Below are 26,763 nucleotides of genomic sequence, written 5' to 3'. Positions count from 1 at the left end.
GAGTTATGGCCATGCCGCTCCGTCAGTCCATCCGGGTCGGGACCTACCTCTTCGAACAGAAGCTCCGCAAGCGGGACAAGTTCCCCCTGATCGTCGAGCTGGAGCCGCTCTACGCCTGCAACCTCAAGTGCGAGGGCTGCGGGAAGATCCAGCACCCGGCGGGTGTCCTCAAGCAGCGCATGCCGGTCGCCCAGGCGGTCGGCGCGGTCCTGGAGTCCGGCGCGCCCATGGTGTCCATCGCGGGCGGCGAGCCCCTGATGCACCCTCAGATCGACGAGATCGTGCGCCAGTTGGTGGCCCGCCGGAAGTACGTCTTCCTCTGCACCAACGCGCTGCTGCTGCGCAAGAAGCTGGAGAAGTTCACCCCCTCCCCGTACTTCGCCTTCGCCGTCCACATCGACGGACTGCGGGAACGGCACGACGAGTCCGTCGCCAAGGAGGGCGTGTTCGACGAGGCGGTGGCGGCCATCAAGGAGGCCAAGCGGCGCGGCTTCCGGGTCACCACCAATTCGACCTTCTTCAACACCGACACCCCGCAGACCATCATCGAGGTGCTCAATTTCCTCAACGACGACCTCCAGGTCGACGAAATGATGATCTCGCCCGCCTACGCCTACGAGAAAGCCCCCGACCAGGAGCACTTCCTCGGCGTCGAGCAGACCCGCGAACTCTTCAAGAAGGCCTTCGCCGGCGGCAACAGGCGCCGCTGGCGGCTCAACCACTCGCCGCTCTTCCTGGACTTCCTGGAAGGAAAGGCCGACTTCCCCTGCACCGCCTGGGCCATCCCCAACTACTCGCTCTTCGGCTGGCAGCGCCCCTGCTATCTGATGAGCGACGGATACGTCCCCACGTACCGCGAGCTCGTCGAGGACACCGACTGGGACAAGTACGGCCGCGGCAAGGACCCGCGCTGCGCCAACTGCATGGCGCACTGCGGCTACGAGCCCACCGCCGTCCTCGCCACCATGGGCTCCCTCAAGGAGTCCCTGCGCGCGATCCGGGAGACGGTCTCCGGGAACACCACGTCATGACCGGCGGGTTCGACCTGCGGGCGCTGCTCTCCGAGCGCGGCGCGGAGCGGTACGAGCTGCACGCCCGGTACCTCAACCCCCAGCTGCCGCGCATGCTGCACACCATCGGCTTCGACAAGGTCTACGAGCGGGCCGAGGGCGCCCACTTCTGGGACGCCGACGGCGTCGACCACCTCGACATGCTCGCCGGCTTCGGCGTGATGGGCCTCGGACGGCACCACCCCGTCGTCCGCAAGGCCCTCCACGACGTCCTGGACGCCCGGCTCGCCGACCTCACCCGCTTCGACTGCCAGCCGCTGCCGGGCCTCCTCGCCGAGAAGCTGCTCACCCACAGCCCGCACCTCGACCGGGTCTTCTTCGGCAACAGCGGCACCGAGGCCGTGGAGACCGCCCTCAAGTTCGCCCGGTACGCCACCGGGCGGCCGAGGGTCCTCTACTGCCACCACGCCTTCCACGGGCTCACCACCGGCTCCCTCTCCGTCAACGGCGAGCAGGGCTTCCGGGAGGGCTTCGACCCGCTCCTGCCGGACACCGCGATCGCCCTCGGCGACCTCGACGCCCTGGAGCGGGAGCTGCGCAGGGGCGACGTGGCCGCCTTCGTCGTGGAGCCCGTCCAGGGCAAGGGCGTCCACGAGGCGCCACCGGGCTTCCTCCGGGACGCCCAGGAGCTGCTGCACCGGCACGGCGCGCTGCTCATCGCGGACGAGGTGCAGACGGGTCTCGGCAGGACCGGCGACTTCTACGCCTACCAGCACGAGGAGGGGGTCGAGCCGGACCTGGTCTGCGTCGCCAAGGCGCTCTCCGGCGGCTACGTCCCGGTCGGCGCGACCCTCGGCAAGGACTGGATCTTCAAGAAGGTCTACTCGTCGATGGACCGGGTCCTGGTCCACTCGGCGAGCTTCGGGTCGAACGCGCAGGCCATGGCCGCCGGGCTCGCCGTCCTCTCGGTCATGGAGGACGAGGGCACCGTCGCGCACGCCCGCCGGATCGGCGACCTGCTCTCCGGCCGTCTGCGGGAGCTCGTGCCGCGGTACGAGCTGCTGCACGAGATCCGCGGGCGCGGCCTGATGATCGGGATCGAGTTCGGGCGGCCGTCCTCGCTCGGACTGCGCGGGCGCTGGACGATGCTCCAGGCGGCCCGCAAGGGCCTCTTCGCCCAGATGGTCGTCGTCCCGCTGCTCCAGCGGCACCGGATCCTCACCCAGGTCTCCGGGGACCACCTGGAGGTGATCAAGCTGCTCCCGCCGCTGATCATCGACGAGGCGGACGTGGACCGGTTCGTCACCGCCTTCACCGCGGTCATGGACGACGCCCACGGGGGCGGCGGGCTGATGTGGGACTTCGGGAAGACGCTGGTCAGGCAGGCGGTCGCACAGCGCTGACCGGTTCTCGACGCCGCTTTTGCCTCTGAGGCAAGAAACTTGCCTCAGAGGCACGATCCTGGCGGAATGGACGCATGGACCACGTCCCCGGGGACACCTCCCCGGCCCCCGCCACCCCCGACGTCCTGCCCGACGTCGCCCCGCAGCTGCGGGCCCTGCGCCGCCGCCGGGGACTCACCCTGGAAGCCGCCGCCCAGCGGGCCGGCCTCTCGCCGGCCCACCTCTCGCGCCTGGAGACGGGGAACCGGCAGCCCTCGCTGCCGATGCTGCTCGCCCTGTCCCGTATCTACGGTACGACGGTCTCCGAGCTCCTGGGCGAGGTGCCCCCCGAGCGCGACCCCGTCGTCCGGGCCGGCCGCTCCGAACCCGTCGAGGCCGACGGCTGGATCTACCGCCAGGCGGGCGGCGCCGGGCGCGCCCTCCAGTGCCTGCGGGTCCACGTGCCGTACGCCACCCGGGCCGACATCGTGCGCGTCCACCCCGGCGAGGAGTGGATCCACGTCCTGGAGGGGCGGGTCCGGCTCGCGCTCGGCGAGGCCGTCCACGTCCTCGATCCCGGGGACAGCGCGCACTTCGACTCGCTGACCCCGCACCGGATCGGCGCCGCCACCTCCGGCGGGGCCGAGCTGCTCTTCGTCCACACCCTGATGCAGAGCCCCGCCGCCGAGCTGTGCCTCGGTGACGGGACCCCGCACCGGCGCTGATCCCGCTCGAACCCTTCCGAGTCCTGAATCCCCAGGAAAGGAACGACATGTCCGAGAAGTCCGTACCGGTCACCGGCGAGGAGCGCGGTGAAGGCAAGTTCCCCAAGGGGCTCGTGCTCCGTCTCTTCGCCTACCTGATCGCGGGCCACCTCTTCGCCGGCTTCCTCTACCTGCTCTTCATGCTGGGCGCGCAGAACCAGTAGGCGGCCTCACGCCTCCGTGAGCAGCCGCTCCCGCAGTCGCTCGCGGGTCTCCGGGGCCAGCTTCAGGCCCTCCGTGATGTAGGCGTCCACCGAGCCCCAGGTCGCCTCGATCGTCTCGAAGGCGGCCCGCAGGTACTCCACCCGCGCGTCGAAGAGCGGGCTCAGCAGCTCCATCACCTCGGGCGACATGGCGTCCGGGGAGGTGGAGCTGCGGCGCACCTTGTAGCGGCGGTGCGGGGCGTTCGACTTCACGTAGTCGGCCTCGATGGCCTCCCGCTCGACCCCGACCGCGAGCAGGGTGATCGCGACGGCGAGCCCGGCCCGGTCCTTGCCGGCCGCGCAGTGCATGAGCGCCGGGACGCTCTCCTCGGCCATGGAGTGCAGGATCCGGCTGTGCTCCACGGTCCGCTCGACCACCATCTTCCGGTACGAGTCGGACATACGGGCGGCCGCCTTGCCGTCGCCGAGGACCTCCCGCAGCTGCGCGATCTCGCCGTCGCGCACCAGCTTCCAGAACTCCTTGCCGTCGGCCGGGTCGTTGAGGGGTATGTTCACGTTCCGCACGCCGGGCAGGTCGACGTCCGCGCCCTCGACCTTCCGGTCCGACTCGTTGCGGAAGTCGAAGACGGTGTGCAGGCCCAGCGAGGCGAGGAAGGCGGCGTCGCCCTCCGTCGCGTGCGCGAGGTGGCCGCTGCGGAAGAGGCGGCCGGGGCGGACGGCGCGTCCGTCCGTCGTCGGCAGGCCGCCCACGTCCCGGAAGTTGCGGACCTCCGTCAGCTCGGGCTCGGCGGCTTCGGCGGGCGGGATCTGCGGCAGCTGCTGCGTCACGGCTGCTCCTGTTCTGTTGATCGGTTTCTGGGGCAATCATCCCGGCTGGGGGCCTCGGCACGCACCCCCTCGGACGGGAATGGGTGATCTGTCCGTATTGAGGAGTTCGGCATAACCCGCCCCGGTTGCAGGGGAGATGGGGATCAGCGCGTGAGCAGCGTCATAACCGTGACGGACCGTGCCTGATCGTCTTTTCCAAATACCCCCCGGGAAAAGGAGATCGAAGGACCGCCATCCACGGAGGGTGACCGGAATTCCGGCCGGATATCAAGGGATCCCGGAGCACTTGAAAACTGTGGCTTGTTCGCGCCGACCCCACTCGTCTAGCGTCGCGCTCAATCCGGACGGACCGCCGAATCCTGCCACCGACCGGAATCCGCACTCACCCGTACGAGGCAGGAGCGGGGGACCCAGGTAAGTCGCCGATCCCTCGAAGAAGGACGGCTCGGGGTGAAGTCGCGTGAACACGCGGCCGGACATCTCCAGTCCGAACCCGACAGCTCACCTCGCAGGCGCCGGAGAGGAATTCGCCATGCCCGCGAAGGGTAAGCACCGCCGCACCAAGTCCAACCGTCTGACCCGCGGAATCGCCGCCGCCGGCACCGGTGGCGCCGTCGTCGCCCTCCCGCTCCTCGGAGCCACCGGCGCCCACGCCGCCGAGCAGGCCGCCCCGGCCGCCGCCCCCGCCCAGGCCGTCGCCCACGTGAAGGCCGCCGCCCCCGCCACCGCGAAGGCCGCGCCGAAGACGTACTCCGTCGTCCGGGGCGACTACCTCTCGAAGATCGCCACCGATCACCACCTCGCGGGCGGCTGGCAGAAGCTGTACAAGGACAACCGCCGGGTCATCGGCGCCGACCCCTCGCTGATCCTGCCCGGCATGAAGCTCACCCTCGGCACGAAGAACACCGCCGCACCGAGGCCCGACCACCAGAGCACGCGGAGCTCCGGCAAGAACGGCGACGAGGCCCCCCGCGCCTCCCGCGGCGGCGAGCGCTCCTCGGCCCCGGCCGCCCCGGCCGCCGCCCCGTCGTCGGCCCCCGCGGCACCCTCGTCGGCCGGCACGACCTCCTCCTCCGGCTGGGTCGCCCCGATCGCCGGCGCCGGCATGTCGACCCCGTACCACCAGTCCGGCTCCATGTGGTCCTCCGGCTACCACACCGGTGTCGACTTCATCGCCTCCACCGGCACCCCCGTCCACGCGGTCGGCCCCGGCACCGTCTACTCCGCCGGCGACGGCGGCGCGTACGGCAACCAGGTCGTCATCCAGCACGCCGACGGCACCTTCTCGCAGTACGCCCACCTCTCCTCGATCGCCGTCTCCGCCGGCCAGACCGTCAGCGGCGGCGACCAGATCGGCCTGTCCGGCGCGACCGGCAACGTCACCGGCCCGCACCTGCACTTCGAGATGCGCACCGGGCCGGAGTACGGCTCCGACATCGACCCGCTGGCCGCCCTGCGCCAGCACGGCGTGAGCATCTGACGCGACGTCACCGGATGCGTCGTCCGGAGGCCCGGCACCTACGTGCCGGGCCTCCGGCGTATTCCGGTTTGGCGGAATCTTTATCGGTGGCATATGTCACCCGCCGTCAACCCCTCCTTACGGTCGCGTAGGTCACATCCGAAGGGGGAGGATGTGCTCCCGTGGCAGACGATTCGAGATCAACAGACAAGAACGCATTCGGGTCGTACGCGGCGATCGGTGACAGCTTCACCGAGGGCGTCGGCGACCCCGGCCCCGGCGGGACGTACGTCGGCTGGGCGGACCGCTTCGCGGTCCTGCTCGCCGACCAGCTGCCGGAGCACGACGCCTTCCGCTACGCCAACCTGGCCGTACGCGGGCGCCTCCTCGACCAGATCGTGGCGGAACAGGTCCCGCGGGCGAAGGAACTCGCCCCCGACCTGGTGACCTTCTGCGCGGGCGGCAACGACATCATCCGCCCCGGGACGGACCCGGACGACGTGGCCGAGCGCTTCGAACGCGCCGTCGCCGACCTGACCTCCGCCGTCGGCACCGTCATGGTGACCACCGGCTTCGACACCCGCGAGGTGACCCTCCTCAAGCACCTGCGCGGCAAGATCGCCACCTACAACGGTCACGTCCGGGCCATCGCGGACCGCTACGGCTGCCCGGTCCTCGACCTGTGGTCGCTGAAGTCCGTCCAGGACCGGCGCGCCTGGGACGACGACCGGCTGCACCTCTCGCCCGAGGGACACACCCGCGTCGCCCTGCGCGCCGCCCAGGTCCTCGGCCTGCCCGTGCCCGCCGACCCGGACCAGCCCTGGCCGCCGGTCCCGCCGCGCGGCACGCTGGAGGTCCGCAAGGACGACATCCACTGGGCCAGGGAGTACCTGGTGCCGTGGATCGGACGCCGGCTGCGCGGCGAGAGCTCCGGCGACCACGTCGAGGCGAAGCGCCCCGACCTCATGCCCCTGTAGCCCGTGGTGCGGCGGGGATCCGCTCCAGGACCCCGCCGGCGAACACGTCGTACAGCGGCAGCGTCTCCAGGTGGACGTAGCCGATGTGGCAGTCGCAGACGGCGAGGGGGCATGCGCGGGGACGCAGCGCGGCGCGGTACGAACCGTCGTACAGGTTCCCCAGCTCGGCCCTGACGAAGTGGCAGCGCCGCACCGTCCCCTCGCCGTCCACCGAGATCACCGACTCCCCGGTGCGGCAGGGCAGCCCCGCCGAGCGGTGCGGATGCCGGCTGTACGGGAAGAGCGGGTCGAGCTCCGTCCAGTCCTCGGCCTCCGCGTCGGTGTACGTGTGCCCCTCGGCGGCGTTCACCCAGAGGTAGACGTGCGGCGGCAGCGCGTCCCGCAGCCGCCGGGCGTGCTCCCGGTGCTCGGGCAGACCGACCACCCCGACGCTGTACCGGATCTTTCGTCCGGCCAGCTCGTGGCACTTCGCGAGGAACCGCTCGGGCGCCGTCTGCCCCGGGTGGTACGTGCACCACAGGGCCACGCTCTCCGGGTCCGCCTCCGCCAGCCACTCCGTCCGGCAGCTCAGATTGGTCTGGATCGCCACCCGCTCCACGTGCGGCAGCCGGGACAGCTCGACCAGCGCCCGCCGGTACCAGGACCGGACGAGCCCCTCGCCCCACGGGGTGAAGAGGATCCGCAGCCGGTCCCCGGTCTGCGCGGCGGCCCAGCCGGTGAACCGTTCGAGCGCCGCCCGGTCCGCGCGCAACTGCTCCCGGCTGTCCCGGCGCTTGGCGAAGGGACAGTACGGGCAGTCGAAGTCGCAGGAGGAGAGCGGGCCCCGGTAGAGCAGGGTGAGGTCCATGGGCGCCGCCTACTTCGCCTCGTACGCGGCCATCGCGGCCCGCACGGCGGGGGAGAAGAGCTCGGGGCCGAGCCCGTCGGAATGCGCGAGCCCCTCGGGCGACAGCCGCAGCAGCCCCGCCGGGGCGTCCGCGTCCAGCCAGCCGAGCGCCTCGAAGCGCCCCAGCTCGCCGGGGAAGTCCGCGAACGGCACGGAACCGAACCGCTCCTCGTACCCGGCGACCGGCATGCCCTCGGCCTGGAGCAGCGACTGGAGCAGGTGCCGGCGGCGGGCCTCGTCCCCGTCCACCGCCCGGCCCACCTCCGCCCGGGAGAAGTCCTCCGTCTCCGTGTACGCGTCGATGATCGAGCGGATCTCCCGCATGTCGACGGCGTAGTCGAAGGAGTAGTGCAGGGCCGAGGTGTACGAGCGGGCACCGCAGCCCAGGCCGATCATGCCGTCCGTCTGGCAGGCGTGGTCGTCCGGACCGACGGGGCCCGCGTCCGCGCGGCGGAACATCCGCATCGACACCTGCTCGTAGCCGTGCGCCAGGAGGTGGTCCCGGCCGTACCGGTACAGACGCAGCCGCGACTCGTCCCACTCCCGGTCGGCGGCCGCCGGGTCCTGGATCCGGCCGAGACCGGTGAGCGGGCGCACGTACAGCGGATAGAGGTACAGCTCCTCGGGGCGCCAGGCGAGGGCCGCGTCGAGCGAGACCCGCCAGGACCGCTCCGTCTGCCCGTCGATGCCGTAGATCAGGTCGATGTTGAGCACGGGCACGCCCGTCTCCCGGATCCGGCCGAGCGCCGCCTCGACGTCCGCGCGGCGCTGCGGCCGGACCGCCGCCCGCGCCTCGGCCTCCACGAAGCTCTGCACGCCGATGCTGAGCCGCGTCGCGCCCCGGTCCGCGAGCAGCACGAGCCGGTCGGCGGTGGCGGTCGCCGGCGAGGTCTCCACGGAGAGCGGCACCGCCCGCAGGTCCACGCCCATCCGCTTCTCGGCGATGTCGCAGAGCCGCTCCAGCTCGGCGGCGGTGAGGAAGGTGGGCGTGCCGCCGCCGAACGCGGCCGTGGCGAACCGCACCGGCGACGCGTCCCCCAGGGCCTCGCGGACGGTGGCGGCCTGGCGGTCGAGGGCGTCGAGGTAACGGGTGGTCAGCTCGTCCGGGGCGCCGATCCGGGTGAAGAGGTTGCAGAAGCCGCAGCGGACCTCGCAGAACGGTATGTGCGCGTACAGGGAGAGCGCGTCCTTCGGCTCCCCGGCCCAGAGCGCGGCCAGCTCCGGGCGCTCGGGGAGCGCGCGGTACGCCGTCTTGTGCGGGTAGGCGTAGACGTAGCTCCGGTACGGGCGGGGGGTGCCGCTCATGCCGCCACCCCGCCTTCGGGCCCGGCCAGGACGAACTGCGCGTACGGCACGGTCCACACGACCTCGTGGCCGAGCCGGTGCCCGGTGAAGCCGTCCTCCCCGTACGCGGTGCCGTGGTCGGAGCAGACGATCGCGAAACAGGGACGGCGGCTGCTCATCGCGGCGAAGAGCCGCCCGATGTGCCGGTCGACGTACTCCAGGGCGGCCGCGTGCGTCTCCCGAGAGTCGCCCGCCTCGCGGGTCGCCCCCGGCAGATGGAACCAGTTGGGCTGGTGCAGCGCCGACACGTTGACGAAGAGGAAGAGGCGCTCCTCGCGGGGAAGGCCGGCGACGACCTCCTCGGCGCACGCGACCTGGGACTCGAAGGAAGTCGGGGAGGCGACGCCGAAGGAGGGCTCCCAGTGGCTCTCCCGGAACAGGCCGGGGAGCACGGAGCCCAGGGGCGGCTGCTTGTTGAAGAAGCCCACCCCGCCGACGCACACCGTCCGGTAGCCCTCGCCCGCGAGCGCGGAGACGAAGTCCGGGGTGTCGTGGACCCAGGTGCCGTCCGCCGTCGACTCGCTGCCCGCGAAGCGGGCCGCGAACAGCCGCGGATGGGGACCCTGGGTCGCGGGGGTCGGCAGGAATCCGGCGAAGATCGCCTGGTGGGAGGCGTACGTGAAGCTCCCGGGCGCGTGCCGCCGCTCCCAGACGCCGCCGGGGAGGTGACGGGCCAGGTTCGGGATGCGGCCCTCGGCCGCGAGCTCGGCGGCCACGTCGTACCGGAGGGTGTCGAGGGTGACCAGGAGCAGATCGTGGCTGCCGACGATCGCGTTCATGTCGGGCTGGTTCACGTGGTGCTCGTTCCTGTGATGGCGCTGGTGGTGCGGGTGGTGCCAGTGGTGTGGATGGTGCCGGTGGTGTGGGCGGTACCGATGGTGCCGGTGGAGTCGTGAGCGGGGTCTGCGGCCCGGCCGCTGCGGAACTGCGTCGCGACCTGCGCCGCGTACGTGTCGAGTCCCTCGGCGCCGCTGCCGGGCAGGCCCGTGAGACCGGGCAGCAGATCACCGAAGGCGTTCACCTCGCCCACGGCGAACCGGCGCCAGCCGGTGGCGGGCAGCAGGTCGACCCCCACGCACCGGGTGCCCGGGAAGACGGCGGCGGCCCGCTCGCAGACCGCGAGCGCGTCCGCCCACCGGCCACCGGCCGCGGCGATCGCCGCCCGCGCGGCGTCCAGATCGCCCCGGGCACCGCCCAGGTGCAGATTGGTCATGGGGGAACGGCTGGTGCGGAGCACGGCATGGGTGGCCCGCCCGTCGACCACCACCACCCGCAGATCGGCCGCCCGGCCGTCCTGGGTCGCCTTCGGCAGCCAGCGCTCGATGTGCAGACCGTCAGGAGCGAGCGCGTCCACGATCGCGGCGACCTCGCACTCGTCCGTGTAGCGCCGCACCCGCAGGGAGTTGAAGAGCCGTCCGTCGGCGCCGCGCTCCACCGAGGTGGTGGCCTGGACCCGGCCCGCGCCGTTCGTCTCCACCGCGAGCACCCCCGAGGCGGAGGAGCCGTGCGCGAGCTTCACGAACACCCGGCGCAGACCCGCCTCGACGGTCAACGCCCTGACGTCCGCCCAGCCGCGCACCAGCGGGGCCTCGGGACCCGAGGTCGGCGACTCTGGCACCGGGACCCCGGCCGCCCGGAGCCGGCCGTGGCTCAGCCTCTTGTCGAACAGGACCGCGAGCTCGGCGGGATCGTCGACGAGGACGGCGCCCGCCTCCGCGACGGAACGGGCGAGGTTCGCCACGGCGGCGGTGAACCGCCCGTACCAGCGGCCGGTGCCCTCGACCCGGGCCGGATCGTCGACCCCGCGCAACAGCCGGTCGGCCTCCGGATCCTCACCGGGCGAGTCGAGACGCACGGTCTCGCCGACGGCGAACCGCGCCCGGCCCCGGAGCACCTCCGGCCAGGACACCGCCCGCGCCTCGGGCAGCCCGGCGGCCCGCAGCGCGTCCTGGAAGAACGCGACGCGGCGGCCCGCCGGATCGCCGACGACCACGAGGCGCGGGCCGGAGGTCATTCGGCGACCGCGACGTAGCGCCAGACGTCCCCGTCGCCGTCGTCCTCGCCCACCTGCGCGTCACCGAGGTCGACGGTCACGCCGTACGGGACGAGCGCGGCGCGGACCCGCTCGCACATCGCCTCCGACAGATAGTGGTGGGAGAGGTCGAGGTGGGCGAGATGGGTCAGCGGCTGCCCGTCGAGAAGGGCCGCCGCGCCCGCGTCGGTGAGCACGCCCATGGACAGGTCGAGCCGCTCGAGGCGGGCGACGACGGGGGCACTCGCGACGGCGGCCGCCACGGCGTCCTGGATCAGGCTGTCGCACAGGCCCAGGCGGCGCAGGGCGGGGAACGCCGTGCCGGCCAGGAGCGGCGCCAGGTCCTCGGGGGTGCTGTCGCCGCCGTACTCGTCGGTGCCGAGCCAGAGTTCCAGGTTCTCCAGGGCGGGCAGGTCGCTGCCCACGATCCCCCGCACCACCTCGGCGCGCAGGCCGCCGGTCTCCACGACCAGGGTCTCCAGACCGGTGTGCCGGATCGACGGGAAGGCCAGCTCCGAGCCACCGCGCACGCCGAACTCCCGGAGGGCCGGGTAGGCGGCGAGGAGCGGCGTCACGTCGGACTGGATGATCCAGGAGATCTCGCAGTCCTCGCTGGTCATGTCACCGAGGAACACCGCCTCCAGGGCCGTCAGCCGGTCGTTGGCGCCGATCAGCGCGGTGACGATGTCCGCGGAGGAGTTCTCGTAGGCCTCGTCCCAGCCGCCGACGACCAGCGCGCGCACCCGACCCGGGTCGACCGTCTTCAGGAACCGCTCGAACTGCGGCCCCCACAGCTCGTCACCGGGATCGGAGTACGTCGGGGCGGAGATCCGCCAGGCGACCGAGTCCGCCGCCGGCAGCTCGACCTGCGCGTCCACGCCCGGGAAGTCGAACACGGGCAGGCCGTGGAATTCCTGCAGGTGGGTGCCAACGGTCATGACAGTGCTCCAGACAACGGTCGAGTGGGTCGGCTGATGGAGAGAGTTGTACCAAGCGACACCGACAACGTCCTTCGCCGGGGCGTCTCCCGACCGGTTGTCAGTGCCGGGCCCTAGCGTCGTTCCCGTGTTCGGCCGCATGTGCCGGACGGGGAGGGGAGAGCCATGTACCGGCAGGGAGACGTGCTGATCGCACCCGTCGCGGAGGCGGTCGTTCCGGAGCGGGTGAAGGGGGCGGCGGGGGAGCCGAGGGACGGCCGGGGCCGCCTGGTCCTCGCCCTCGGCGAGGTCACCGGACACGCCCACGCGATCCCCGGCCCCGGCCGGCTCGTGCGGGAGCCGGGCCCCCTCGGCCCGCTCCTGCTCGAACTGCCGGAGGGCGGACGGGTGGTGCACGAGGAACACGCGCCGATACCCCTCCCCAAGGGCTGGTACCGGGTGGTGCGGCAGCGGGAGTACGTGCCCGGCGCGTACCGGATCGTCGCGGACTGATGTCCGCCGGAGAAGCAGGTAAGGACATGGGGGACACCGAGATGAACCACACCGCCACCGACAGATGGCGGGCCGTCGCCGCCGCCACCGGGCCCGCCGACCGCGCCGCCGCCGAGGCCGGCGTCCGGCTCGCCTACCGCTCGGCGGGCCTCGCCGAGCCGGAGCGGATCCTCTGGGCGGACTCGCCGCTCGCGGCCGTCACGCTCCTCCAGGGCCTGACGGACACGGGCCGTTCGGTACGGGACGAGGTGCGCACCCGCCCGTGGGCCGAGGAGCGCCGCCGCCTCCACGACGCGCTCGGCCCGGCCGGCTGGGCGGCCCACTGGCAGGCGACCGGGGCGCCGCTCTGGGACCTCACGCGGGCCCTCGTCGACCGGATACGCGCCGCGGCGACGGAGGCTTTCGAGGAGACGGAGGCCGTCGAGGCGGCGGGGGCCTTCGAGCGGGCGGAGGCCGTCGAGGAGGCGGAGAGGAAGGGCGGGGAGGGTGCCATGGAGGGCGACGTCCGTCTCGTGCTGCTCGACGCGGTGCTCGGCCAGCACGACGCCGCCTGGCTCGCCGCCTTCGACGGACACGGCGTACGGCTCGCGGGACTCTCCGCCGTCGCCGAGCACGCCGGCTGGTGGTGGCCGTACGAGAACGCCGTCGTGCTCTGCGAGCGGCCCGTCGAACTCCACCGGGACGAGGCCGGACGCCTCGACCGGGGCGACGGCCCCGCGCTCGCCTTCCGCGACGGGTTCGCCCTCCACGCCTGGCGGGGCATGCGGGTCTCCGCCGAGTTCCTCGCCGGTCTCACCGACCTCACCCCCGAGCGGATACGCAAGGAGGAGAACGCCGAACTGCGGCGCGTGATGCTGGAGTACTACGGCTACGACCGCTACCTCGCCGCCTCCGGGGCCCGGCACGAGCACAGCGACGAGACGGGCGTCCTCTGGCGGATCGAACTCGCCGACGACGAGGACGTCGTGATGGTCGAGGTCGTCAACTCCACGCCCGAGCCGGACGGCACCCACCGCACGTACTGGCTGCGGGTGCCGCCCAGGACCCGGACCGCGCGGGAGGGCGTCGCCTGGACCTTCGGCCTGCGGCCCGAGGAGTACGAGCCGCTCGTCCAGACCTGAGCGCACGCCCGGGACCCGGCCACGGTTGGTGCGGAGAGGTGAAGGGAGCCGCCGGTCAGGAGTGGCGCGCGGGAGGCGGCGGCGCCGGGTGCTGGGATGTGCCCGCCGGAGCCCCGGCACCCACACCCCCCGAAGGGACCGCCTGTGACGATCCGCCGGCCCAGCGCCACCCGCACCGCCCGTCTGCTCGCCGCCACCGCCGTGCTCGGTGGCCTCCTCGCCGGCACCGCGGCCCCCGCCCTGGCCGCCGCGCCCGAGCGGACCGCCCTCCGCACCACCGCCCGGGAGACCGCCCCGGCCACAGTCACCGTCACGGGCAACGGCCGCGCGTCCGCCGCGCCCGACCTGGCGATCCTGTCCGTCGGGGTCGAGGCCACCCGCCCGACGGCGAAGGAGGCGATGGCGGCACAGACCACCGCCGCCGAGACGGTGCTCGACGTGCTGCACAGACAGGGGATCGCCGACCGGGACATCCGCACCGACAACCTCTCGCTCGCCCCGGTCTACACCCAGAACAAGGACGGGGAAAGCAAGGTGACCGGCTATCAGGCGGGCCAGTCCTTCTCCGTGAAGGTCCGCGACCTCGACAGGACCGGCCAGGTCATCGGCGCGGTCAACGACGCCAAGAAGGACGCGGGCCGGATCAACGGCGTCGTCTTCGACGTCGCCGACCCGTCCGCGCTGCGCGCTAAGGCCCGCGAGGCCGCGTACCAGGACGCGTACGACAAGGCCGTGCAGCACGCCCGGCTCAGCGGCCACCGACTCGGCAGGCTCGTCTCGCTGAGCGAGGGCGAGTCCGTACGCCCCGGCCCCGGCGCGGCCCCCGAAGTCTCGGCGGACGAACCGACCGTTCCCCTGGCGCCGGGCGAGATCGAGGAGCAGGTCACGGTCTCGGCGGTCTACGAGCTGATCTGAGGGTACGAGCTGATCTGATGGGGAGGACGGCCGGGACGGGGCTTCGCGGCGTCGACCGCTGGACCCGTGCGAGCCCGACCGCGACCGACGCCTAGGCCCCGGCCCCGGCATCCCGGTCCGGGGCCGCCACGTCCCGGTCCGAGGCCGCCACGTCCTGGTCCGGGAGCTTCAGTTCACGGGCGAGGGCCGTGTCCGCCCAGCGGAGCATCGTGGTGCGCGAGAGGGAGCCGGCGTAGGCCGTCGTCTGGACGGCGAGGCCGTCGAGGAAGGCGGTGAGCCGCCAGGCCGCCGCCGCGGGGTCCGCGCAGCGGAACTCCCCTGCGGCGGCCCCCTCCTCGATCACCCGGGTCAGCGCCGCCTTCCACTCCTGGTCGAGGGAGGCGGCGACCCGGCGCAGCTCCGGGTCGCGGAGCGAGACGGCCCAGCCCTCGATCCACAGCCGCCAGCCCTTGGCCTGGCCGGTCGGGGCGTACCAGCGCACCGCGGCCCGCAGTCGTCGCACCGCCGTGGAGCGCCGCCCGAGCAGCCGCCGCAGCTGGGCGAGGTCGGTCTCGGCGGCGTGGGCGAAGGCGGCGGCGACCAGTTGTTCCTTCGACGAGAAGTGGTAGAGCACGAGCGCGTTGCTGACGCCGAGCGCGGTGGCGACGTCGGAGATCCGGACGGCCGCGACGCCGCGCGCCTCGATCTGCTCGACGGCTGCCCTCAGCAGTTCGTCCCGTCGCTCGGCCACGCTCAACCGCACTCTCGCCACGTCGTGCAGCCTACACAGCACATGACAAGAGCATGATCGTCAACGGCCCCGGCGCGTGACCGGTTCAGTACCAGCCGTAGCGCTCGGCGATCACCGGCAGTCGCTCTTCCACCAGCGCGTGCGCGGCGGCGCGCGGACTGACGCCGTCCGCCTCCGCCCGGTCGAGCATCCCGCCGACGAGCGTCCGCATGGCCCGCCGTACGCGGTCGAAGGCCTGACCGGCGTCGGCCTCGATGTCGCCGAAGAGCGTCCACCACCACCAGGCGTTGGTGCAGGAGTTCACGACCACGTCCGGCAGCACGGTCACCCCGCGCGCGGCGAGTGCCTCCTCGGCCTCCGGAAGGACCGGCATGTTGGCCGCCTCGGCGATCCAGCGTGCGGTGATCCGGCCCTGGTTCGCGGGGGCGATCGCGTACGAGACGGCGGCGGGGACGAGGACCTCGACGTCGGCGGAGAGCCAGGCGTCCCCGGGCTCCTCGCGGTCGCCGGGACGCAGCGCGGAGCGGTCGACGGCACCGTGGGCGTCCCGGGCGGCGAGCAGCGCCTCGACGTCGAGGCCGGCGGGGTTCACGATCGTGCCCCGGACGTCGGCGACGGCCACGATCCGCAGTCCGGCCCGGGCCAGGAAGCGGGCGGTCGCCCCGCCCATCGTGCCGAGGCCCTGCACGGACACCCGGGTCCCCGCGTACGGCCGGCCGGCCCGGTCGAGGGCGACGAGCACGGACTCGGCGACCCCGAGGCCGCCGACCAGTTCGTCGAGCCCGATGCCGTCCACTTCGACGGCGAAGGCGTCGGCGAGCCGCTTCCGGGCCTCCGCCTCGTCCTCCAGGAGCGGGTACACGGCCTGCACGGAGGAGACGAGCCCGGCCTCGGCCACCGCTCGGTCCACCAGGTCCTGGGTGAGCCCGAGGTCCTCGCCGGTGGTCCAGAACCGCTCGACGTACGGCCGCATGGCACGCAGGTAGCGCACGAGCACGCCGTACGCCTCGGGGGAGCGGGGGTCGCAGTCGATGCCGCCCTTGGCGCCGCCCAGCGGCACGTACCGGGCGGACGGGTCGTAGTGCAGGGCCTCCTTCATGGTCATGCCGCGGGCGAGCCCGGCGACCTCCTCCGCCGTGCACCCCTCCCGCATCCGCAGGCCGCCGCTGGCCACCCCGCGCACCAGCCGGTCGACCACCAGGTGGCCCCGGCGCCCGGTCACGTGGTCGGTCCAGCCGACGGACAGCAGGGGAGCGGTGTTCACAGAGGAGTCTCCAGGTCGGGGAAGGACGGGATCATGCTGAATGACGGTTCAGTATGGCGGACCGGCCCGGCCGTCTCCGGAGCGGGCCGCCCATAATGGAACGACCCCCAGAGATCAGGAGGTCCTGTGACCGGTACCGGCTCCGACCGTTCGCCACGGGCCCGGCTGCGCGAGCTGCGCCCCGAGTCCTTCGGCGCGGAACCCACGGGTGCGCGTCTCGCCCGGATCCGCCGCTCGCCGAACTTCGCGGACGGGATCTTCCAGAACCCCGAACCGGCGCGACGCGGCCCCTCCGGGTCCGGCATCGAGTTCGCCAAGATCTACTTCGAGAAGGAAGGACGCGCGCGCCGAACCCCCACCGGCGCGATCCCCGTCCACCCCACCACCCTCGCCGACCTGGCCAGGCCTCCGGCCACCGGCCTGCGTCTGACCTGGATGGGGCACTCCGGCGTCCTCGTGGAGATCGACGGCCACCGGGTCCTCTTCGACCCGGTCTGGGGCGACCGCTGCTCCCCGTTCCCCTTCGCCGGCCCCAAGCGGCTCCACCCGGTGCCCGTGCCGCTCGCCGAGCTCGGCCCGGTCGACGTCGTCGTGATCTCGCACGACCACTACGACCACCTCGACCTGCCGACGATCAAGGCACTGGCCACCACGGACACGCTCTTCGCGGTGCCGCTCGGCGTCGGCGCGCACCTCGAACGCTGGGGCGTGCCCGCCTCCCGCCTGCGCGAGCTGGACTGGAACGAGTCCACCGAGGTCGGCGAGCTCCGGCTCACGGCCACCCCGGCCCGGCACTTCTGCGGCCGCGGCCTGCGCAACAAGCAGCACACGCTCTGGGCCTCCTGGGTGGTGCGGGGTCCGGCCCACCGGATCTTCCACAGCGGCGACACCGGCTACTTCTCCGGCTTCAAGGACATCGGTGCCGCCCATGGGCCCTTCGACGCCACCATGATCCAGATCGGCGCCTACTCGGAGTTCTGGACCGACATCCACATGACTCCCGCCGAGGGCATGCGGGCCCACCTGGACCTCCAGGGCGGGGCTCCGGGCGGTGTGCTGCTGCCGATCCACTGGGGCACCTTCAACCTCGCCCCGCACGCCTGGGCGGAGCCGGGGGAGTGGACGAAGGACGCGGCCGAGGAGGCCGGCCAGGCGGTGGCGTTCCCCCGCCCCGGCGAGCCGTTCGAGCCCGCGGGGAAGCTGCCCGGGGAGTCGTGGTGGCGGAAGCTCTCCCACCCGATCACGTACCCCTGGCGCCGCCCCCGGAGCGTCGAGGTCACGGCCGAGGGGACGCGCAGCGACGACCTGGACCTCGCGGGCGACCGCTGAGACCGGCCGGGGCGAACCCCGCCCCGGCCGTACGACTTGCCGGACCGCCTCCCGCCCGGAGGGCGCGTCCGGCTGGACCTGTCCCCCGGGCCGCTGTGTCGGCGTGGGGCAGGTCCTGTCCACGACCGTGAAGCGGCGGCACAGTTCGTCGCCCGCCCGCCCGCCCGCCCGCCCGCCCGCCCGCCCGCCCGCCCGCCCGCCCGCGCCGCCCTCGCGACCGCCTCCGCTGACCCGCAGGTCGGACGGACTCGTGCCGAGGGCTGTGGGCCCGGTCGTCGGCGTGCGCCTCGCGAGGCACGGGTGTCCGTCGGTGGACGGAGGCGAGGGGCTTCAGCCCTCCGCTCGGGCCGCGATGCCGTCCAGGACCCGGTCGAGCCCCCACGCGTACTGCTCGTCGGAGACGAACCGCGCGATCGTGTCCGCCGCCTCGGCCGTGCGCGGGTAGCGGTCGGCGGGGACGGTGCGGAGCTGCTCCCGGCGGGCCGCGACCCGCTCGGCGATCGGCGGGGCCGGGGCGGGCGAGGGGAGTTCGGCGGCTTCCAGGGCGATCGCCCCGAGGACCTGGACGATCAGCAGGTACGAGGCACGGGCCGCCTCCGTGGGGTCGAGGCCGGCGTCCGCGAGGACCGTGAGGAGGGCTTCGCCGAGCGCGAGGGCGTGGGGGCCGTCCATCGGGCCGGAGAGCAGCAGGTGGACCGCTCCCGGATGGGCGAGCAGGCGGCGTCGCAGGTCGGCGGCGAGCATGTGGACGCGGTCCCGCCAGGGCGTGTCGCGGGCGGCGAGGGCCGCGAGGTCGGCCTCGCCGAGCAGGTGCTCGACGACCGCGCGCACCACCGCGGCCCGGTCCGGGAAGTACGTGTAGACGGCGTTCGGCGCGAGTCCCAGCTCGGCGGCGATCCCCCGGATGCTCACCGCGTCGGCGCCACGGGCGCCGAGCAGTCGTATGGCCGCCGCGACGACCTCGTCCTCGCGGACCGCCCGCTTCCGGCCCCGCTTCGCCGGCGGCGTGTCCTGTGCCATCCGTACGCCTCCTCGCCCGCCCTCACTCGAATGCCTTGACGAGTTATTTTTGCACGGCGTACATTAATTGCACACCGTACAGAAATTGGAGGTGATCCCTGTGCGCGTCTCCCTCCGGGGCCCCAGGCGCCCCGCCTTACGCGCCTGGATCCGATGGACGGCCGGTTTCCTGGCGTTCCCCATCGCCGGGCTCGCCGGCCGCGCGGCGGCCGGTCCGGTCGACGACGCGATGAGCGCCCTGGTGGGCGGGGTCGTGACGGGGGCGGTGATCGGCGCCGGGCAGGCGCTCGTCTCCTCCGGCCGACTGAGCCCGCCGCGCTGGTCCGCGGCCACCGCGGTCGGCGGCGGGCTCGGACTCCTGCTCGGCGCCGCCCTGGTCGGCCACCGGACCGATCTCGGTTCTCTGGCGCTCATGGGTGCCGTCGAAGGCGTTCTGCTCGGCGCGGCCCAGGCCCGCGCCCTGCCGTCCGCCGCCCGCCTGCCGTGGCTCTGGGCGGCGGCGATGCCGGTCCTGTGGGCGGCGGGCTGGACGGTGACCACCCTCGCCGGAGTCGGCGTGGACGCACGGTTCACCGTCTTCGGCGCCACCGGCGCCCTCACCTTCTCCGCCTTCTCCGGCGTCCTGCTCCACCGACTCCTGCCTCCCACCGCTCCCAGCCGGGTCACCGGCTCGAACTCCCTTCGCGAGGTCGGCGCATGAAGCACACCACCACCCCCCGTCACGTGGTCTTCGGCTCCGGCGCCGTGGGCACGGCCGTCGCCGAGGCGCTGGTCCGCCAAGGGGAGTCCGTCCGGATCGTCAACCGGTCCGGCCGCGCGGACGTCCCCGACGGCGTCGAGGTGGTCGCCGGGGACGCGGCCGATCCCGCGTTCACCACCGCCGTCGCGGCCGGCGCCGCCGTCGTCTACCAGGCGCTCAACCCGCCGTACCACCGCTGGCGGCAGGAGTTCCCCGCGCTCCAGGCCGGCGTGCTCGCCGCGGCCGAGGCGGCCGGTGCCCGCATGGTCTCGATGGACAACGTCTACAGCTACGGGCCGCCCGGGGGCCGCCCCTTCACCGAAGAGACCCCCGACGCCGCGACCACCCGCAAGGGCCGGCTCCGGGGCCGGATGGCCCGGGACCTGCTCGCCGCGCACGAGGCCGGGCGCGTGGAGGTGGCGATCGGCCGCGCCTCCGACTACTTCGGGCCGCGCGGCGGCGCCCAGTCCAACCTCGGCGACCTGGTCTTCCCGGCCCTCTTGGCCGGCCGCACCGCCACCGTCCTCGGCGATCCGGACCAGCCGCACACGTACACCTTCATCCCCGACATCGGGGAGGCGCTCGCCCTCCTCGGCCGCCACCCCGACGCCCCGGGCCGCGTCTGGCACCTCCCCAACGACCCGCACACCCGCACCACCCGCGAGCTCGTCGACCTGGCCCACCGCGCCACCGGCCGTCCCGGCGCCGCCCGGCTGCGTCGGATGCCGACGTCCGCCCTGTACGCGCTGGGCGCGGTGAACCGCACGGTGCGCGAACTCATCGAGATGCGGTACGAGTTCGCCGAACCGTTCGTGGTCGACTCCAGCCTCGTCCGGGACCGGCTGGGCGCCGTCGCCACCCCCGTCGAGGAGGCGCTGGAGCGGACGGCGGCGGCCTGTCGCGCCCTCGGAAAGTGACCCACGCGACCGTCACCGACGGCCCGGGGGAGACCTGCCCGCGCGGCTCCACGGCGGCGGTGCGCCACCGGGCTTCGGCTCTCACCGACCGTCACCGCCCGCCCGGATCCGGAGCGTGGAGACGTCGGCGATCCGTGGGCGGAGGGGTGCCCGGGAGTCCGGCGGGGGTGCGGGCGGGGCGGATCGGAGGTCGCGCTCGCCCCGTGGAGGGGACGAGTACCGGCCGAGGAGCCACGTCGCCTCCGGGGGATTCCGGTAGGGGGCGATTTCCGCCGGGAGCGAGGGTGCGGGGGTGCCTTCGGACCCTTCCGTTCCCGCTCCTCGGCGCCTCCGTCCAGCCATGTCGTCGACTTTCGGCCGATCATTCTCGGCCGGTCGTGCGAGGGTCGATACCAGAGCGGGCCGGTCTACGGGTAAGTTTGTCAACTGCGCACCGCACATGAACGGTTGACGACTACAGTGTGTGGCTGATGATCATCGGTAGGCTCATCGAACGTCTGTAGAACACCTCCCCCGTACACCCCCTGCAGAACACCCCCGCAGTACGCCGATTCCTGGGCACGTACCAAGGACACTCATGTCTCAACTTCGCGCACCCGCCTCGCGGTCCGATCGACGCGAGGGCGGGCGGCACGGCCGGCCAGGCGCCCGCTCCGCCACCGGTACCCACAGCAACCCCCCGGCGCAGACCTCCGCACCGCTCCCCGCCGAAGCCCGCATACGCCCCCAACTCCTGCGTACCTCCGTGCTCCCCGCCGTCGCGGTGGCCCTGGGCGGCGCGGCGGCCGTCCTCTTCACCATCCGCTCCACGGGAGCCAGCCCGAGCCCCGGCCTCTGGGCCGCGCTCACCGGCGCCGCCGCCCTCACCATCGCCTCCGTGACGGCCGCCGCGCTCGGCGCCGACCGGGCGGCCAAGGCCGTCCTCGACCGCTGCAACTCCCTGCGCCGCACCAGCGCCCGGGGCCAGAGCGAACTCCGGGCGGTCGTCGAACAGCTGCGCAGGGGAGAGGCTCCGCCGGCCCGGCCGGCACAGCCGACCGCCCCCGCGTCCGGCGACGAATTCGACCTCCTCTCCCAGGAGTTGACCCGCTCCCACGAGGCCGCCGTGGCGGCCGTCGTGCAGGCCTCCCGGCTCTCCAGCAGCGTCGGGAACGAACAGAAGGTCGAGGTCTTCGTCAACCTCGCCCGGCGCCTGCAGTCCCTGGTCCACCGCGAGATCCAGCTCCTCGACGAGCTGGAGAACGAGGTCGAGGACCCGGAGCTGCTCAAGGGCCTGTTCCACGTCGACCACCTGGCCACCCGCATCCGCCGCCACGCCGAGAACCTCGCCGTGCTCGGCGGCGCCATCTCCCGCCGCCAGTGGTCGAACCCGGTCACCATGACCGAGGTGCTGCGCTCCTCGATCGCCGAGGTCGAGCAGTACCCGCGCGTGAAGCTCGTACCCCCGATCGACGGTACGCTCCGGGGCCATGCCGTGGCCGACGTCATCCACCTCCTCGCCGAACTCGTCGAGAACGCGACGCTGTTCTCCGCGCCGCACACCACGGTGCTGCTGCGCGCCCAGTACGTCACGGCGGGCCTCGCGATCGAGGTCGAGGACCGGGGCCTGGGCATGCCCGTCACCGAGCAGAACAAGATGAACGCCCTGCTCGCCGACCCCGACCAGGTCAACGTCGCGCATCTGCTCCAGGACGGCCGCATCGGACTCTTCGTCGTCTCGGCGCTCGCCCGCCGGCACGGCATCGCCGTGCGCCTGCAGTCCAACATCTACGGCGGTGTGCAGGCCGTCCTCGTCCTCCCGCAGGGCCTCCTCGGCTCCGACCCCGAGGGCCTCGCGCAGCACGAGCGCCAGACCGCCGCGACCGCCGGTTCCGCGGCGATCCCGCCCGACCAGGTGCAGATGCAGCCGCAGGCCCGGCCCGCGGCCGCCGTCACGGCACCGGCCCAGGCCCCGAGCCACGCCCCGGCCTCCGTGCCGGTCCAGGCGCCGGTCCAGGCGCCGGCCTCCGTGCCGGGCCACGCCCCGGCCCAGACCCCGGCCCCCCTGCCGAACCAGGCACCGGCCCCGGTCGCGGCGCAGGTCACGGGCCATGCCCCCGGCCACGCTCAGGCACCCGCGCCGACCGGCATGAGCGGGGCGGTCGGCATGAGCGGGGCGGCCCCCACCACTCCCGTACCGCAGTCCGCGCCCTCGCCCTCCCCGGAGCGGGCCGCCGCCCGCCACGAGGAGGCCCCCCTGCCCGGCTCGCACCCGTACCTCCGTACGAGCGAGCGGTCGAGCGGGTACGGAGACCCCGGCGCCGCCCCCGCGACACCGGACCGGCCGACCGGCGCCGGCCCCGCCGGCCCGCCGGCCCACCTGCTCTCGCCGCTCCCCCCGGCCCCCCGTGCCGAGGAGGACGGCAGGCCCCTGCTCCCCAAGAGGCGCGCACAGGAGCACATCGTCCCGCAGCTGCGGGACGAGCCCGTGGCCCGCAAGACCGAGGAGCACGCCCTGCACGACCCGGGCCTGATGGCCGCGTTCCAGCGCGGCATCGGCCTCGCCGAATCCCAGCCCGCCCCCCATGAATCGCTGCGTCTTGGCGACGCGCACAAGGAGTAGATCACCATGGCGAGCAATGCGCCGACCGGCCATTCCTCGGACCTCGACTGGCTGCTCAGCGGTCTGGTCCAGCGGGTCCCGTACACCCGCAACGCCGTCCTGCTCTCCTCCGACGGTCTCGTGAAATCCGTGCACGGCCTCGACCCCGACGCCGCCGACCACATGGCGGCCCTCGCCTCCGGGCTGTACTCGCTCGGCCGCAGCGCGGGCGCCCGCTTCGGCGACGGCGGCGAGGTCCGCCAGGTGGTCGTGGAGCTCGACTCCACCCTCCTGTTCGTCTCCACCGCGGGCTCCGGCACGTGCCTGGCCGTCCTCGCCGGGCGCGAGGCGGACGCCGCCGTCCTCGGCTACGAGATGGCGATGCTCGTCAAGAGCGTCCGGCCGTACCTGGTCACCCCCGCCAGGCAGGCCGCCGGCGTGGTCGGCGGGCGCGGGCAGTAGACGTGACGTCCCATCAGGAAGGACCCTGGCTCGACGACGCGGCCGGGCGGCTGATCCGCCCGTACACCGTGAGCGGCGGCCGGACCAAGCCCACCACCGCCCTGGACCTGCTGTCCATGGTGATGGCGACCGGTTCGAGCCCCCAGGCTCACATGGGTCCCGAGCACAGCCTGGCCCTCGGGCTGTGCGACGGACCCACCTCGGTGGCCGAGATCGCGGCGCACTTACGGCTCCCGGCCGTCGTGACCAAGGTCCTGCTCTCCGACCTCGTGGACTGCGGGGCGCTGACCGCCCGGGCGCCCCGCTTCCACGCCAATCCCACCGACCGTTCCTTGCTGGAGGCAGTGCTCGATGGCCTACGACAACGGCTCTGAGCGCCACGACGGTTTCGCGACCGACCCCTTCCCCACCGCGCTGAAGATCCTGGTGGCGGGCGGATTCGGCGTCGGCAAGACGACCCTCGTGGGCGCGGTCAGCGAGATCGAACCGCTGAGCACCGAGGAGCTGCTCACCTCGGTCAGCGCGGCCACCGACAGCCTGGAGGGCGTGGAGTCCAAGACCACGACCACCGTCGCCATGGACTTCGGCCGCATCACGCTCGACGACCGCCACGTCCTGTACCTCTTCGGCACCCCGGGCCAGGAGCGCTTCTGGTTCATGTGGGACGAGCTCTCCGAGGGTGCGCTCGGGGCGGTCGTCCTGGCCGACACCCGCAGGCTCCAGGAGTGCTTCTCCGCCGTGGACTTCTTCGAGCGGCGGGGCATCCAGTTCATCGTGGCGGTCAACGAGTTCGACGGCGCCTACCGCTACGAACCGGACGAGGTACGGGCCGCCCTCGACCTCAAGCCGGAGGTGCCGGTCGTCACCTGTGACGCCCGGATCTCCAGCTCCGGCATCCGCACCCTGCTGACCCTCGTCCAGCATCTGCTCACCACCATCCCGGACACCGTGCCGAGCTACGGAGCCACGCCATGACCTACGACCCGACCGGTCACCTCCTGCTGACCCCCATCGACAAGGAGGCGCCCGCCCGCGTGCAGCGGCTGCGCGAACTCGGTCTCGGGGAGCGGCCGGACCCGGCGTTCGACGACTTCGCCCACCGGCTCGCCGAGGTGACGGGCGCCCCGTTCTCGATGGTCAACTTCATCGACGAGAACCGGCAGTTCTTCGCGGGGCTGCACACCCCCGAGGGCACCCACTCCGGCAGCGACCTGGGCGCGGCCGCCGCGGGCAATGGCGGCGTCGGCCGCTTCATGGCCCGCGACCACGGCTACTGCCCGCACGTCGTGGTGCGGCGCAAGGCGCTCGTCCTGGAGGACGTCTGCGACTACCCGCGCTTCGCGGGGAACCCGGTCGTGGACGAGATCGGCATCCGTTCCTACATGGGGGCGCCGCTGATCGACCGTACCGGTGTCGCCCTCGGCACCATCTGCGTGGTCGACACCGACGTCCGGCCGTGGGGGCGTGCCGGCCTGGAGACGATCAAGGCGATGGCGGCGGAACTCATGGAGCAGATCCACCGCCGCGAGGACGGCATGTTCTGACCGTCACCGTCCGACGACAGCCGGGAGCCCCGGTACGGCAGCGGCCGTACCGGGGCTCCCGGCTCGTGGGGGTGAGGATCAGACGCGCACGAGCTCCGGCTCCGGCGTGCGGACCAGCTCGGACAGGCGCTCCGACCAGCTGCCCTTGTCCTGGCCGAGGGCGACCTCGGCCAGCCGCAGGAGCTGGATGTCGGAGGTGCCGGCCGGGGCGAAGATGTGGTGCGCGTCCCGGAGGTAACGCTCGATGGCCCGGTCCGTGAAGAGGCCGGCGGCGGCGTGGATCTCCATGGCGTTGCGACCGGAGTCGATCGCCGACTCGACGTTGACGAGCTTGGCGTTCATCAGCTCGGTGTCGCAGGAGAGCCCCTGGTCGAGCAGGTGCACGGCGTGGTACGCGGCCAGCCGGGCGGTCATCAGCCGGGACTGCATCTGCCCCAGCTTCAGCTTGACCGTGGGCAGCTCGTGGAGCGGCTTTCCGTAGCGGATGCGCTCGGAGGCGAACCGCGTGGTCTCCTCCAGGATCGCCTGGTGGATGCCGAGCGAGACGGCGGTGAGGTTGGCCCGTCCGTACAGCACGCTGGAGGAGTACGCGACGGCGAGACCGTCGCCCTCGTCGCCGAGCCGGTTGGCGGCCGGCACCCGGCAGTTCTCGAAGATCAGCTCACCGAAGCTGAAGCCGTGGAGGCCCATCGCCTGCTGCTGGGGACCGGTCCTGAACCCAGGGCGATCGGATTCGACCAGGAAGGCGGTGAGTCCCTTCGATCCCGGACCGGTCCTGACCACGACACCGTGCAGGTCGCCGACGTGGCTGTTGCCCACGTAGACCTTGCTGCCGTTGAGGATGTAGTCGTCGCCGTCCCGGACCGCGCTGGCGCTCATGCCGAGGACGTGACCGCCGGACTCGGGCTCGGTGACCGCGATGGTCGGCAGGCACGCGCCGGCGGCGATCTCCGGAAGCCAGGTCTTCCGCTGCTCGTCACTGCCGAAGTGGACGATCTTGGCGGTGCCCAGCTGGGAGGCCTGGACCATGGCGCCCATGGCACCGCTGACCCGGGAGAGCTCCTCGATGATGATCGTCTTGGCCAGGTGGCCGGCACCCATGCCGCCGTACTCCTGGCTGATTGTCGCGCCCAGCCAGCCCTGCTCGGCGATCTTGCGGGACAGCTCGTGGTGGACCGTCCGGGCCTCCTCCATCTCGGCTATCCGGGGCCGGACCTCACGCTCCGCGAACTCGCGGACCGTCTCCCTGAGCTCATGATGCAGTCGGCTGCTGAAGTAGCTGTCCATCCGAGTCCTCACCTGCGAAACGCCTGCTCGGCGGGTTGTCCGAACAGGTGGAGCATCGGCAGTGGTCCCGTCCCGAACAGGCCGACCCATTCATGGTGTTGATCTTTCCGGAACGGATCAATATCGCCATGAAATTTGTCCGAAACAGGAGCGGTTGACGATTGGATCTGACTGTGTTTCGTGTGGTCTTGGCCCTCTCGCCCAGGTCCGGACCTCCTTCCCCATGGTCGTCTTTCTGCCACACGCCAACGGCCACGAAAATGCCTACACAGGATGATGCGTCCACCTATGTCGCTACATCAGACGCTTCCTCCCCAGAGGGGAGGTATTCCGGAACCTCTCCCTCCCCTCTCCCTGCCCGGGCGGCGCCCTTCCTCGCCCCCTCGGCTCTCCCTTCCGCCTCGCAGGAGCGGGTGCGCGGGCGCACTCGGAGGCACGGAGGCGCGTCACGGAGAGTGAACGCCACCCACCCGGCGCGCACCCGAGCCCGAGCCCCGGAAAGGCGTGCGTGACCACCGGCGAAAGTGCGGTATTGTTCTCATGCGCGTTCGGCCAGGGGAAACCCCAGGTCAGACGGG

General features: G+C 72.9%; 27 protein-coding genes and 1 riboswitch. Of the genes, 17 read left to right on the top strand and 10 right to left on the bottom strand.

Features of this window, described 5'->3' with window-relative positions; translation table 11 throughout:
• The first annotated feature begins 5 nt into the window (after nt 1-5).
• The 4 genes from hpnH to BLW86_RS41930 all read left to right on the top strand — a co-directional run bounded on the left by hpnH (nt 6) and on the right by BLW86_RS41930 (nt 3,320).
• On the top strand, nt 6-1,031 hold the full coding sequence (hpnH, locus tag BLW86_RS06685) for an adenosyl-hopene transferase HpnH (protein WP_093873154.1): 1,026 nt from the start codon (nt 6-8) through the stop codon (nt 1,029-1,031).
• Entirely contained in the window at nt 1,028-2,413 is a 1,386-nt protein-coding gene (locus BLW86_RS06680; protein WP_093873153.1) for an aspartate aminotransferase family protein, read from the top strand. The genes hpnH and BLW86_RS06680 overlap by 4 nt, the downstream gene beginning before the upstream one ends.
• A 74-nt stretch (nt 2,414-2,487) precedes the next feature.
• Nucleotides 2,488-3,117, top strand: coding sequence for a helix-turn-helix domain-containing protein (locus tag BLW86_RS06675; RefSeq protein WP_093873152.1), 630 nt, complete (start codon nt 2,488-2,490; stop codon nt 3,115-3,117).
• A 47-nt stretch (nt 3,118-3,164) separates the two neighbouring features.
• The gene (locus BLW86_RS41930; RefSeq protein WP_177181581.1) at nt 3,165-3,320 is read left to right on the top strand and encodes a DUF6126 family protein; all 156 of its coding nucleotides are present in this window, start codon (nt 3,165-3,167) and stop codon (nt 3,318-3,320) included.
• Between the two features lie 6 nt (nt 3,321-3,326).
• Here the strand turns inward: BLW86_RS41930 and BLW86_RS06670 are convergent, their stop codons facing one another.
• Nucleotides 3,327-4,148 (bottom strand): tyrosine-protein phosphatase, encoded by an 822-nt coding sequence (locus BLW86_RS06670; protein ID WP_177181580.1) that lies wholly within the window; start codon nt 4,146-4,148, stop codon nt 3,327-3,329.
• A 340-nt stretch (nt 4,149-4,488) separates the two neighbouring features.
• Nucleotides 4,489-4,676, top strand: a riboswitch (cyclic di-AMP (ydaO/yuaA leader).
• Between the two features lie 4 nt (nt 4,677-4,680).
• Between BLW86_RS06670 and BLW86_RS06665 the strand changes: the two genes are divergently transcribed.
• Together BLW86_RS06665 and BLW86_RS06660 are read left to right on the top strand one after the other, a co-directional pair.
• On the top strand, nt 4,681-5,628 hold the full coding sequence (locus BLW86_RS06665) for a M23 family metallopeptidase (RefSeq protein WP_093873150.1): 948 nt from the start codon (nt 4,681-4,683) through the stop codon (nt 5,626-5,628).
• A 161-nt stretch (nt 5,629-5,789) separates the two neighbouring features.
• Nucleotides 5,790-6,584 carry an SGNH/GDSL hydrolase family protein gene (locus BLW86_RS06660; protein ID WP_093873149.1) on the top strand — a complete coding sequence of 265 codons (795 nt, stop codon included), beginning with the start codon at nt 5,790-5,792 and terminating at the stop codon, nt 6,582-6,584.
• On the opposite strand, the gene BLW86_RS06655 is transcribed toward BLW86_RS06660, so the two are convergent.
• From BLW86_RS06655 to BLW86_RS06635, 5 genes are read right to left on the bottom strand one after another with little or no spacing between them, the layout of a single operon-like run.
• A complete protein-coding gene (locus BLW86_RS06655; protein ID WP_093873148.1) occupies nt 6,571-7,431 on the bottom strand; it encodes an STM4011 family radical SAM protein in 861 nt (286 codons plus the stop codon). The genes BLW86_RS06660 and BLW86_RS06655 overlap by 14 nt on opposite strands.
• 9 nt (nt 7,432-7,440) lie before the next feature.
• Nucleotides 7,441-8,775, bottom strand: a complete 1,335-nt coding sequence (locus BLW86_RS06650; protein WP_093873147.1) for an STM4012 family radical SAM protein — start codon at nt 8,773-8,775, stop codon at nt 7,441-7,443.
• Complete coding sequence (locus tag BLW86_RS06645; protein ID WP_093878534.1) at nt 8,772-9,593, bottom strand: STM4013/SEN3800 family hydrolase; 822 nt, start codon at nt 9,591-9,593, stop codon at nt 8,772-8,774. The genes BLW86_RS06650 and BLW86_RS06645 overlap by 4 nt, the downstream gene beginning before the upstream one ends.
• Nucleotides 9,594-9,604: 11 nt before the next feature.
• Nucleotides 9,605-10,828, bottom strand: coding sequence for an STM4014 family protein (locus BLW86_RS06640; RefSeq protein WP_177181579.1), 1,224 nt, complete (start codon nt 10,826-10,828; stop codon nt 9,605-9,607).
• On the bottom strand, nt 10,825-11,784 hold the full coding sequence (locus BLW86_RS06635) for an STM4015 family protein (protein ID WP_093873146.1): 960 nt from the start codon (nt 11,782-11,784) through the stop codon (nt 10,825-10,827). The genes BLW86_RS06640 and BLW86_RS06635 overlap by 4 nt, the downstream gene beginning before the upstream one ends.
• A gap of 165 nt (nt 11,785-11,949) precedes the next feature.
• Here BLW86_RS06635 and BLW86_RS06630 point away from each other — a divergent pair, with 165 nt between their 5' ends.
• The 3 genes from BLW86_RS06630 (at nt 11,950) to BLW86_RS06620 (ending at nt 14,312) form a co-directional block, all read left to right on the top strand.
• Nucleotides 11,950-12,276, top strand: a complete 327-nt coding sequence (locus BLW86_RS06630; protein ID WP_093873145.1) for a hypothetical protein — start codon at nt 11,950-11,952, stop codon at nt 12,274-12,276.
• A 26-nt stretch (nt 12,277-12,302) separates the two neighbouring features.
• Nucleotides 12,303-13,397, top strand: coding sequence for a DUF6745 domain-containing protein (locus tag BLW86_RS06625; RefSeq protein ID WP_177181578.1), 1,095 nt, complete (start codon nt 12,303-12,305; stop codon nt 13,395-13,397).
• A 144-nt stretch (nt 13,398-13,541) separates the two neighbouring features.
• Nucleotides 13,542-14,312: an SIMPL domain-containing protein gene (locus tag BLW86_RS06620; RefSeq protein ID WP_093873144.1), complete on the top strand. Its 771-nt coding sequence runs from the start codon at nt 13,542-13,544 to the stop codon at nt 14,310-14,312.
• 91 nt (nt 14,313-14,403) lie between these two features.
• On the opposite strand, the gene BLW86_RS06615 is transcribed toward BLW86_RS06620, so the two are convergent.
• Together BLW86_RS06615 and BLW86_RS06610 are read right to left on the bottom strand one after the other, a co-directional pair.
• Nucleotides 14,404-15,063: a TetR/AcrR family transcriptional regulator gene (locus tag BLW86_RS06615; protein ID WP_093873143.1), complete on the bottom strand. Its 660-nt coding sequence runs from the start codon at nt 15,061-15,063 to the stop codon at nt 14,404-14,406.
• A 64-nt stretch (nt 15,064-15,127) separates the two neighbouring features.
• The gene (locus BLW86_RS06610) at nt 15,128-16,306 is read right to left on the bottom strand and encodes a Glu/Leu/Phe/Val dehydrogenase dimerization domain-containing protein (protein ID WP_093873142.1); all 1,179 of its coding nucleotides are present in this window, start codon (nt 16,304-16,306) and stop codon (nt 15,128-15,130) included.
• 126 nt (nt 16,307-16,432) lie between these two features.
• Here BLW86_RS06610 and BLW86_RS06605 point away from each other — a divergent pair, with 126 nt between their 5' ends.
• The gene (locus BLW86_RS06605; RefSeq protein WP_093873141.1) at nt 16,433-17,635 is read left to right on the top strand and encodes an MBL fold metallo-hydrolase; all 1,203 of its coding nucleotides are present in this window, start codon (nt 16,433-16,435) and stop codon (nt 17,633-17,635) included.
• Nucleotides 17,636-17,965: 330 nt separating this feature from the next.
• On the opposite strand, the gene BLW86_RS06600 is transcribed toward BLW86_RS06605, so the two are convergent.
• The gene (locus BLW86_RS06600; RefSeq protein WP_093873140.1) at nt 17,966-18,655 is read right to left on the bottom strand and encodes a TetR/AcrR family transcriptional regulator; all 690 of its coding nucleotides are present in this window, start codon (nt 18,653-18,655) and stop codon (nt 17,966-17,968) included.
• A gap of 100 nt (nt 18,656-18,755) precedes the next feature.
• Between BLW86_RS06600 and BLW86_RS41475 the strand changes: the two genes are divergently transcribed.
• From BLW86_RS41475 to BLW86_RS06570, 7 genes are all read left to right on the top strand, one after another.
• Complete coding sequence (locus tag BLW86_RS41475; RefSeq protein WP_143060233.1) at nt 18,756-19,355, top strand: hypothetical protein; 600 nt, start codon at nt 18,756-18,758, stop codon at nt 19,353-19,355.
• The gene (locus BLW86_RS41470) at nt 19,352-20,311 is read left to right on the top strand and encodes an NAD-dependent epimerase/dehydratase family protein (RefSeq protein ID WP_143060232.1); all 960 of its coding nucleotides are present in this window, start codon (nt 19,352-19,354) and stop codon (nt 20,309-20,311) included. The genes BLW86_RS41475 and BLW86_RS41470 overlap by 4 nt, the downstream gene beginning before the upstream one ends.
• 577 nt (nt 20,312-20,888) lie before the next feature.
• Nucleotides 20,889-22,913: an ATP-binding protein gene (locus tag BLW86_RS06590; RefSeq protein WP_093873138.1), complete on the top strand. Its 2,025-nt coding sequence runs from the start codon at nt 20,889-20,891 to the stop codon at nt 22,911-22,913.
• A 6-nt stretch (nt 22,914-22,919) separates the two neighbouring features.
• A complete protein-coding gene (locus BLW86_RS06585) occupies nt 22,920-23,354 on the top strand; it encodes a roadblock/LC7 domain-containing protein (protein ID WP_093873137.1) in 435 nt (144 codons plus the stop codon).
• Between the two features lie 2 nt (nt 23,355-23,356).
• A complete protein-coding gene (locus BLW86_RS06580; protein ID WP_093873136.1) occupies nt 23,357-23,728 on the top strand; it encodes a DUF742 domain-containing protein in 372 nt (123 codons plus the stop codon).
• Nucleotides 23,706-24,329 carry a GTP-binding protein gene (locus BLW86_RS06575; RefSeq protein WP_093873135.1) on the top strand — a complete coding sequence of 208 codons (624 nt, stop codon included), beginning with the start codon at nt 23,706-23,708 and terminating at the stop codon, nt 24,327-24,329. The genes BLW86_RS06580 and BLW86_RS06575 overlap by 23 nt, the downstream gene beginning before the upstream one ends.
• Nucleotides 24,326-24,898: a GAF domain-containing protein gene (locus tag BLW86_RS06570; protein WP_093873134.1), complete on the top strand. Its 573-nt coding sequence runs from the start codon at nt 24,326-24,328 to the stop codon at nt 24,896-24,898. The genes BLW86_RS06575 and BLW86_RS06570 overlap by 4 nt, the downstream gene beginning before the upstream one ends.
• A 78-nt stretch (nt 24,899-24,976) precedes the next feature.
• Here BLW86_RS06570 and BLW86_RS06565 read toward each other — a convergent pair whose 3' ends face one another.
• Nucleotides 24,977-26,185 carry an acyl-CoA dehydrogenase family protein gene (locus BLW86_RS06565; RefSeq protein WP_093873133.1) on the bottom strand — a complete coding sequence of 403 codons (1,209 nt, stop codon included), beginning with the start codon at nt 26,183-26,185 and terminating at the stop codon, nt 24,977-24,979.
• Nucleotides 26,186-26,763 lie beyond the last annotated feature (578 nt).

Source organism: Streptomyces sp. TLI_105 (assembly GCF_900105415.1).
In the GTDB taxonomy this organism is placed as follows: Bacteria; Actinomycetota; Actinomycetes; order Streptomycetales; family Streptomycetaceae; genus Streptomyces.
Note: the sequence above shows the minus strand (reverse complement) of the source record. Positions and strands in the feature narration are given on the sequence as shown.

Coding starts and splice junctions, on each gene's coding strand:
- BLW86_RS06570 (WP_093873134.1), top strand. CDS start 24,326: ATGACCTACGACCCGACCGGTCACCTCCTGCTGACCCCCATCGACAAG.
- BLW86_RS06585 (WP_093873137.1), top strand. CDS start 22,920: ATGGCGAGCAATGCGCCGACCGGCCATTCCTCGGACCTCGACTGGCTG.
- BLW86_RS06590 (WP_093873138.1), top strand. CDS start 20,889: ATGTCTCAACTTCGCGCACCCGCCTCGCGGTCCGATCGACGCGAGGGC.
- hpnH (WP_093873154.1), top strand. CDS start 6: ATGGCCATGCCGCTCCGTCAGTCCATCCGGGTCGGGACCTACCTCTTC.
- BLW86_RS06665 (WP_093873150.1), top strand. CDS start 4,681: ATGCCCGCGAAGGGTAAGCACCGCCGCACCAAGTCCAACCGTCTGACC.
- BLW86_RS06630 (WP_093873145.1), top strand. CDS start 11,950: ATGTACCGGCAGGGAGACGTGCTGATCGCACCCGTCGCGGAGGCGGTC.
- BLW86_RS41470 (WP_143060232.1), top strand. CDS start 19,352: ATGAAGCACACCACCACCCCCCGTCACGTGGTCTTCGGCTCCGGCGCC.
- BLW86_RS06565 (WP_093873133.1), bottom strand. CDS start 26,185: ATGGACAGCTACTTCAGCAGCCGACTGCATCATGAGCTCAGGGAGACG.
- BLW86_RS06635 (WP_093873146.1), bottom strand. CDS start 11,784: ATGACCGTTGGCACCCACCTGCAGGAATTCCACGGCCTGCCCGTGTTC.
- BLW86_RS06645 (WP_093878534.1), bottom strand. CDS start 9,593: ATGAACGCGATCGTCGGCAGCCACGATCTGCTCCTGGTCACCCTCGAC.
- BLW86_RS06575 (WP_093873135.1), top strand. CDS start 23,706: ATGGCCTACGACAACGGCTCTGAGCGCCACGACGGTTTCGCGACCGAC.
- BLW86_RS41930 (WP_177181581.1), top strand. CDS start 3,165: ATGTCCGAGAAGTCCGTACCGGTCACCGGCGAGGAGCGCGGTGAAGGC.
- BLW86_RS06655 (WP_093873148.1), bottom strand. CDS start 7,431: ATGGACCTCACCCTGCTCTACCGGGGCCCGCTCTCCTCCTGCGACTTC.
- BLW86_RS06680 (WP_093873153.1), top strand. CDS start 1,028: ATGACCGGCGGGTTCGACCTGCGGGCGCTGCTCTCCGAGCGCGGCGCG.
- BLW86_RS06650 (WP_093873147.1), bottom strand. CDS start 8,775: ATGAGCGGCACCCCCCGCCCGTACCGGAGCTACGTCTACGCCTACCCG.
- BLW86_RS06625 (WP_177181578.1), top strand. CDS start 12,303: ATGGGGGACACCGAGATGAACCACACCGCCACCGACAGATGGCGGGCC.
- BLW86_RS06640 (WP_177181579.1), bottom strand. CDS start 10,828: ATGACCTCCGGCCCGCGCCTCGTGGTCGTCGGCGATCCGGCGGGCCGC.
- BLW86_RS06600 (WP_093873140.1), bottom strand. CDS start 18,655: ATGGCACAGGACACGCCGCCGGCGAAGCGGGGCCGGAAGCGGGCGGTC.
- BLW86_RS06675 (WP_093873152.1), top strand. CDS start 2,488: ATGGACCACGTCCCCGGGGACACCTCCCCGGCCCCCGCCACCCCCGAC.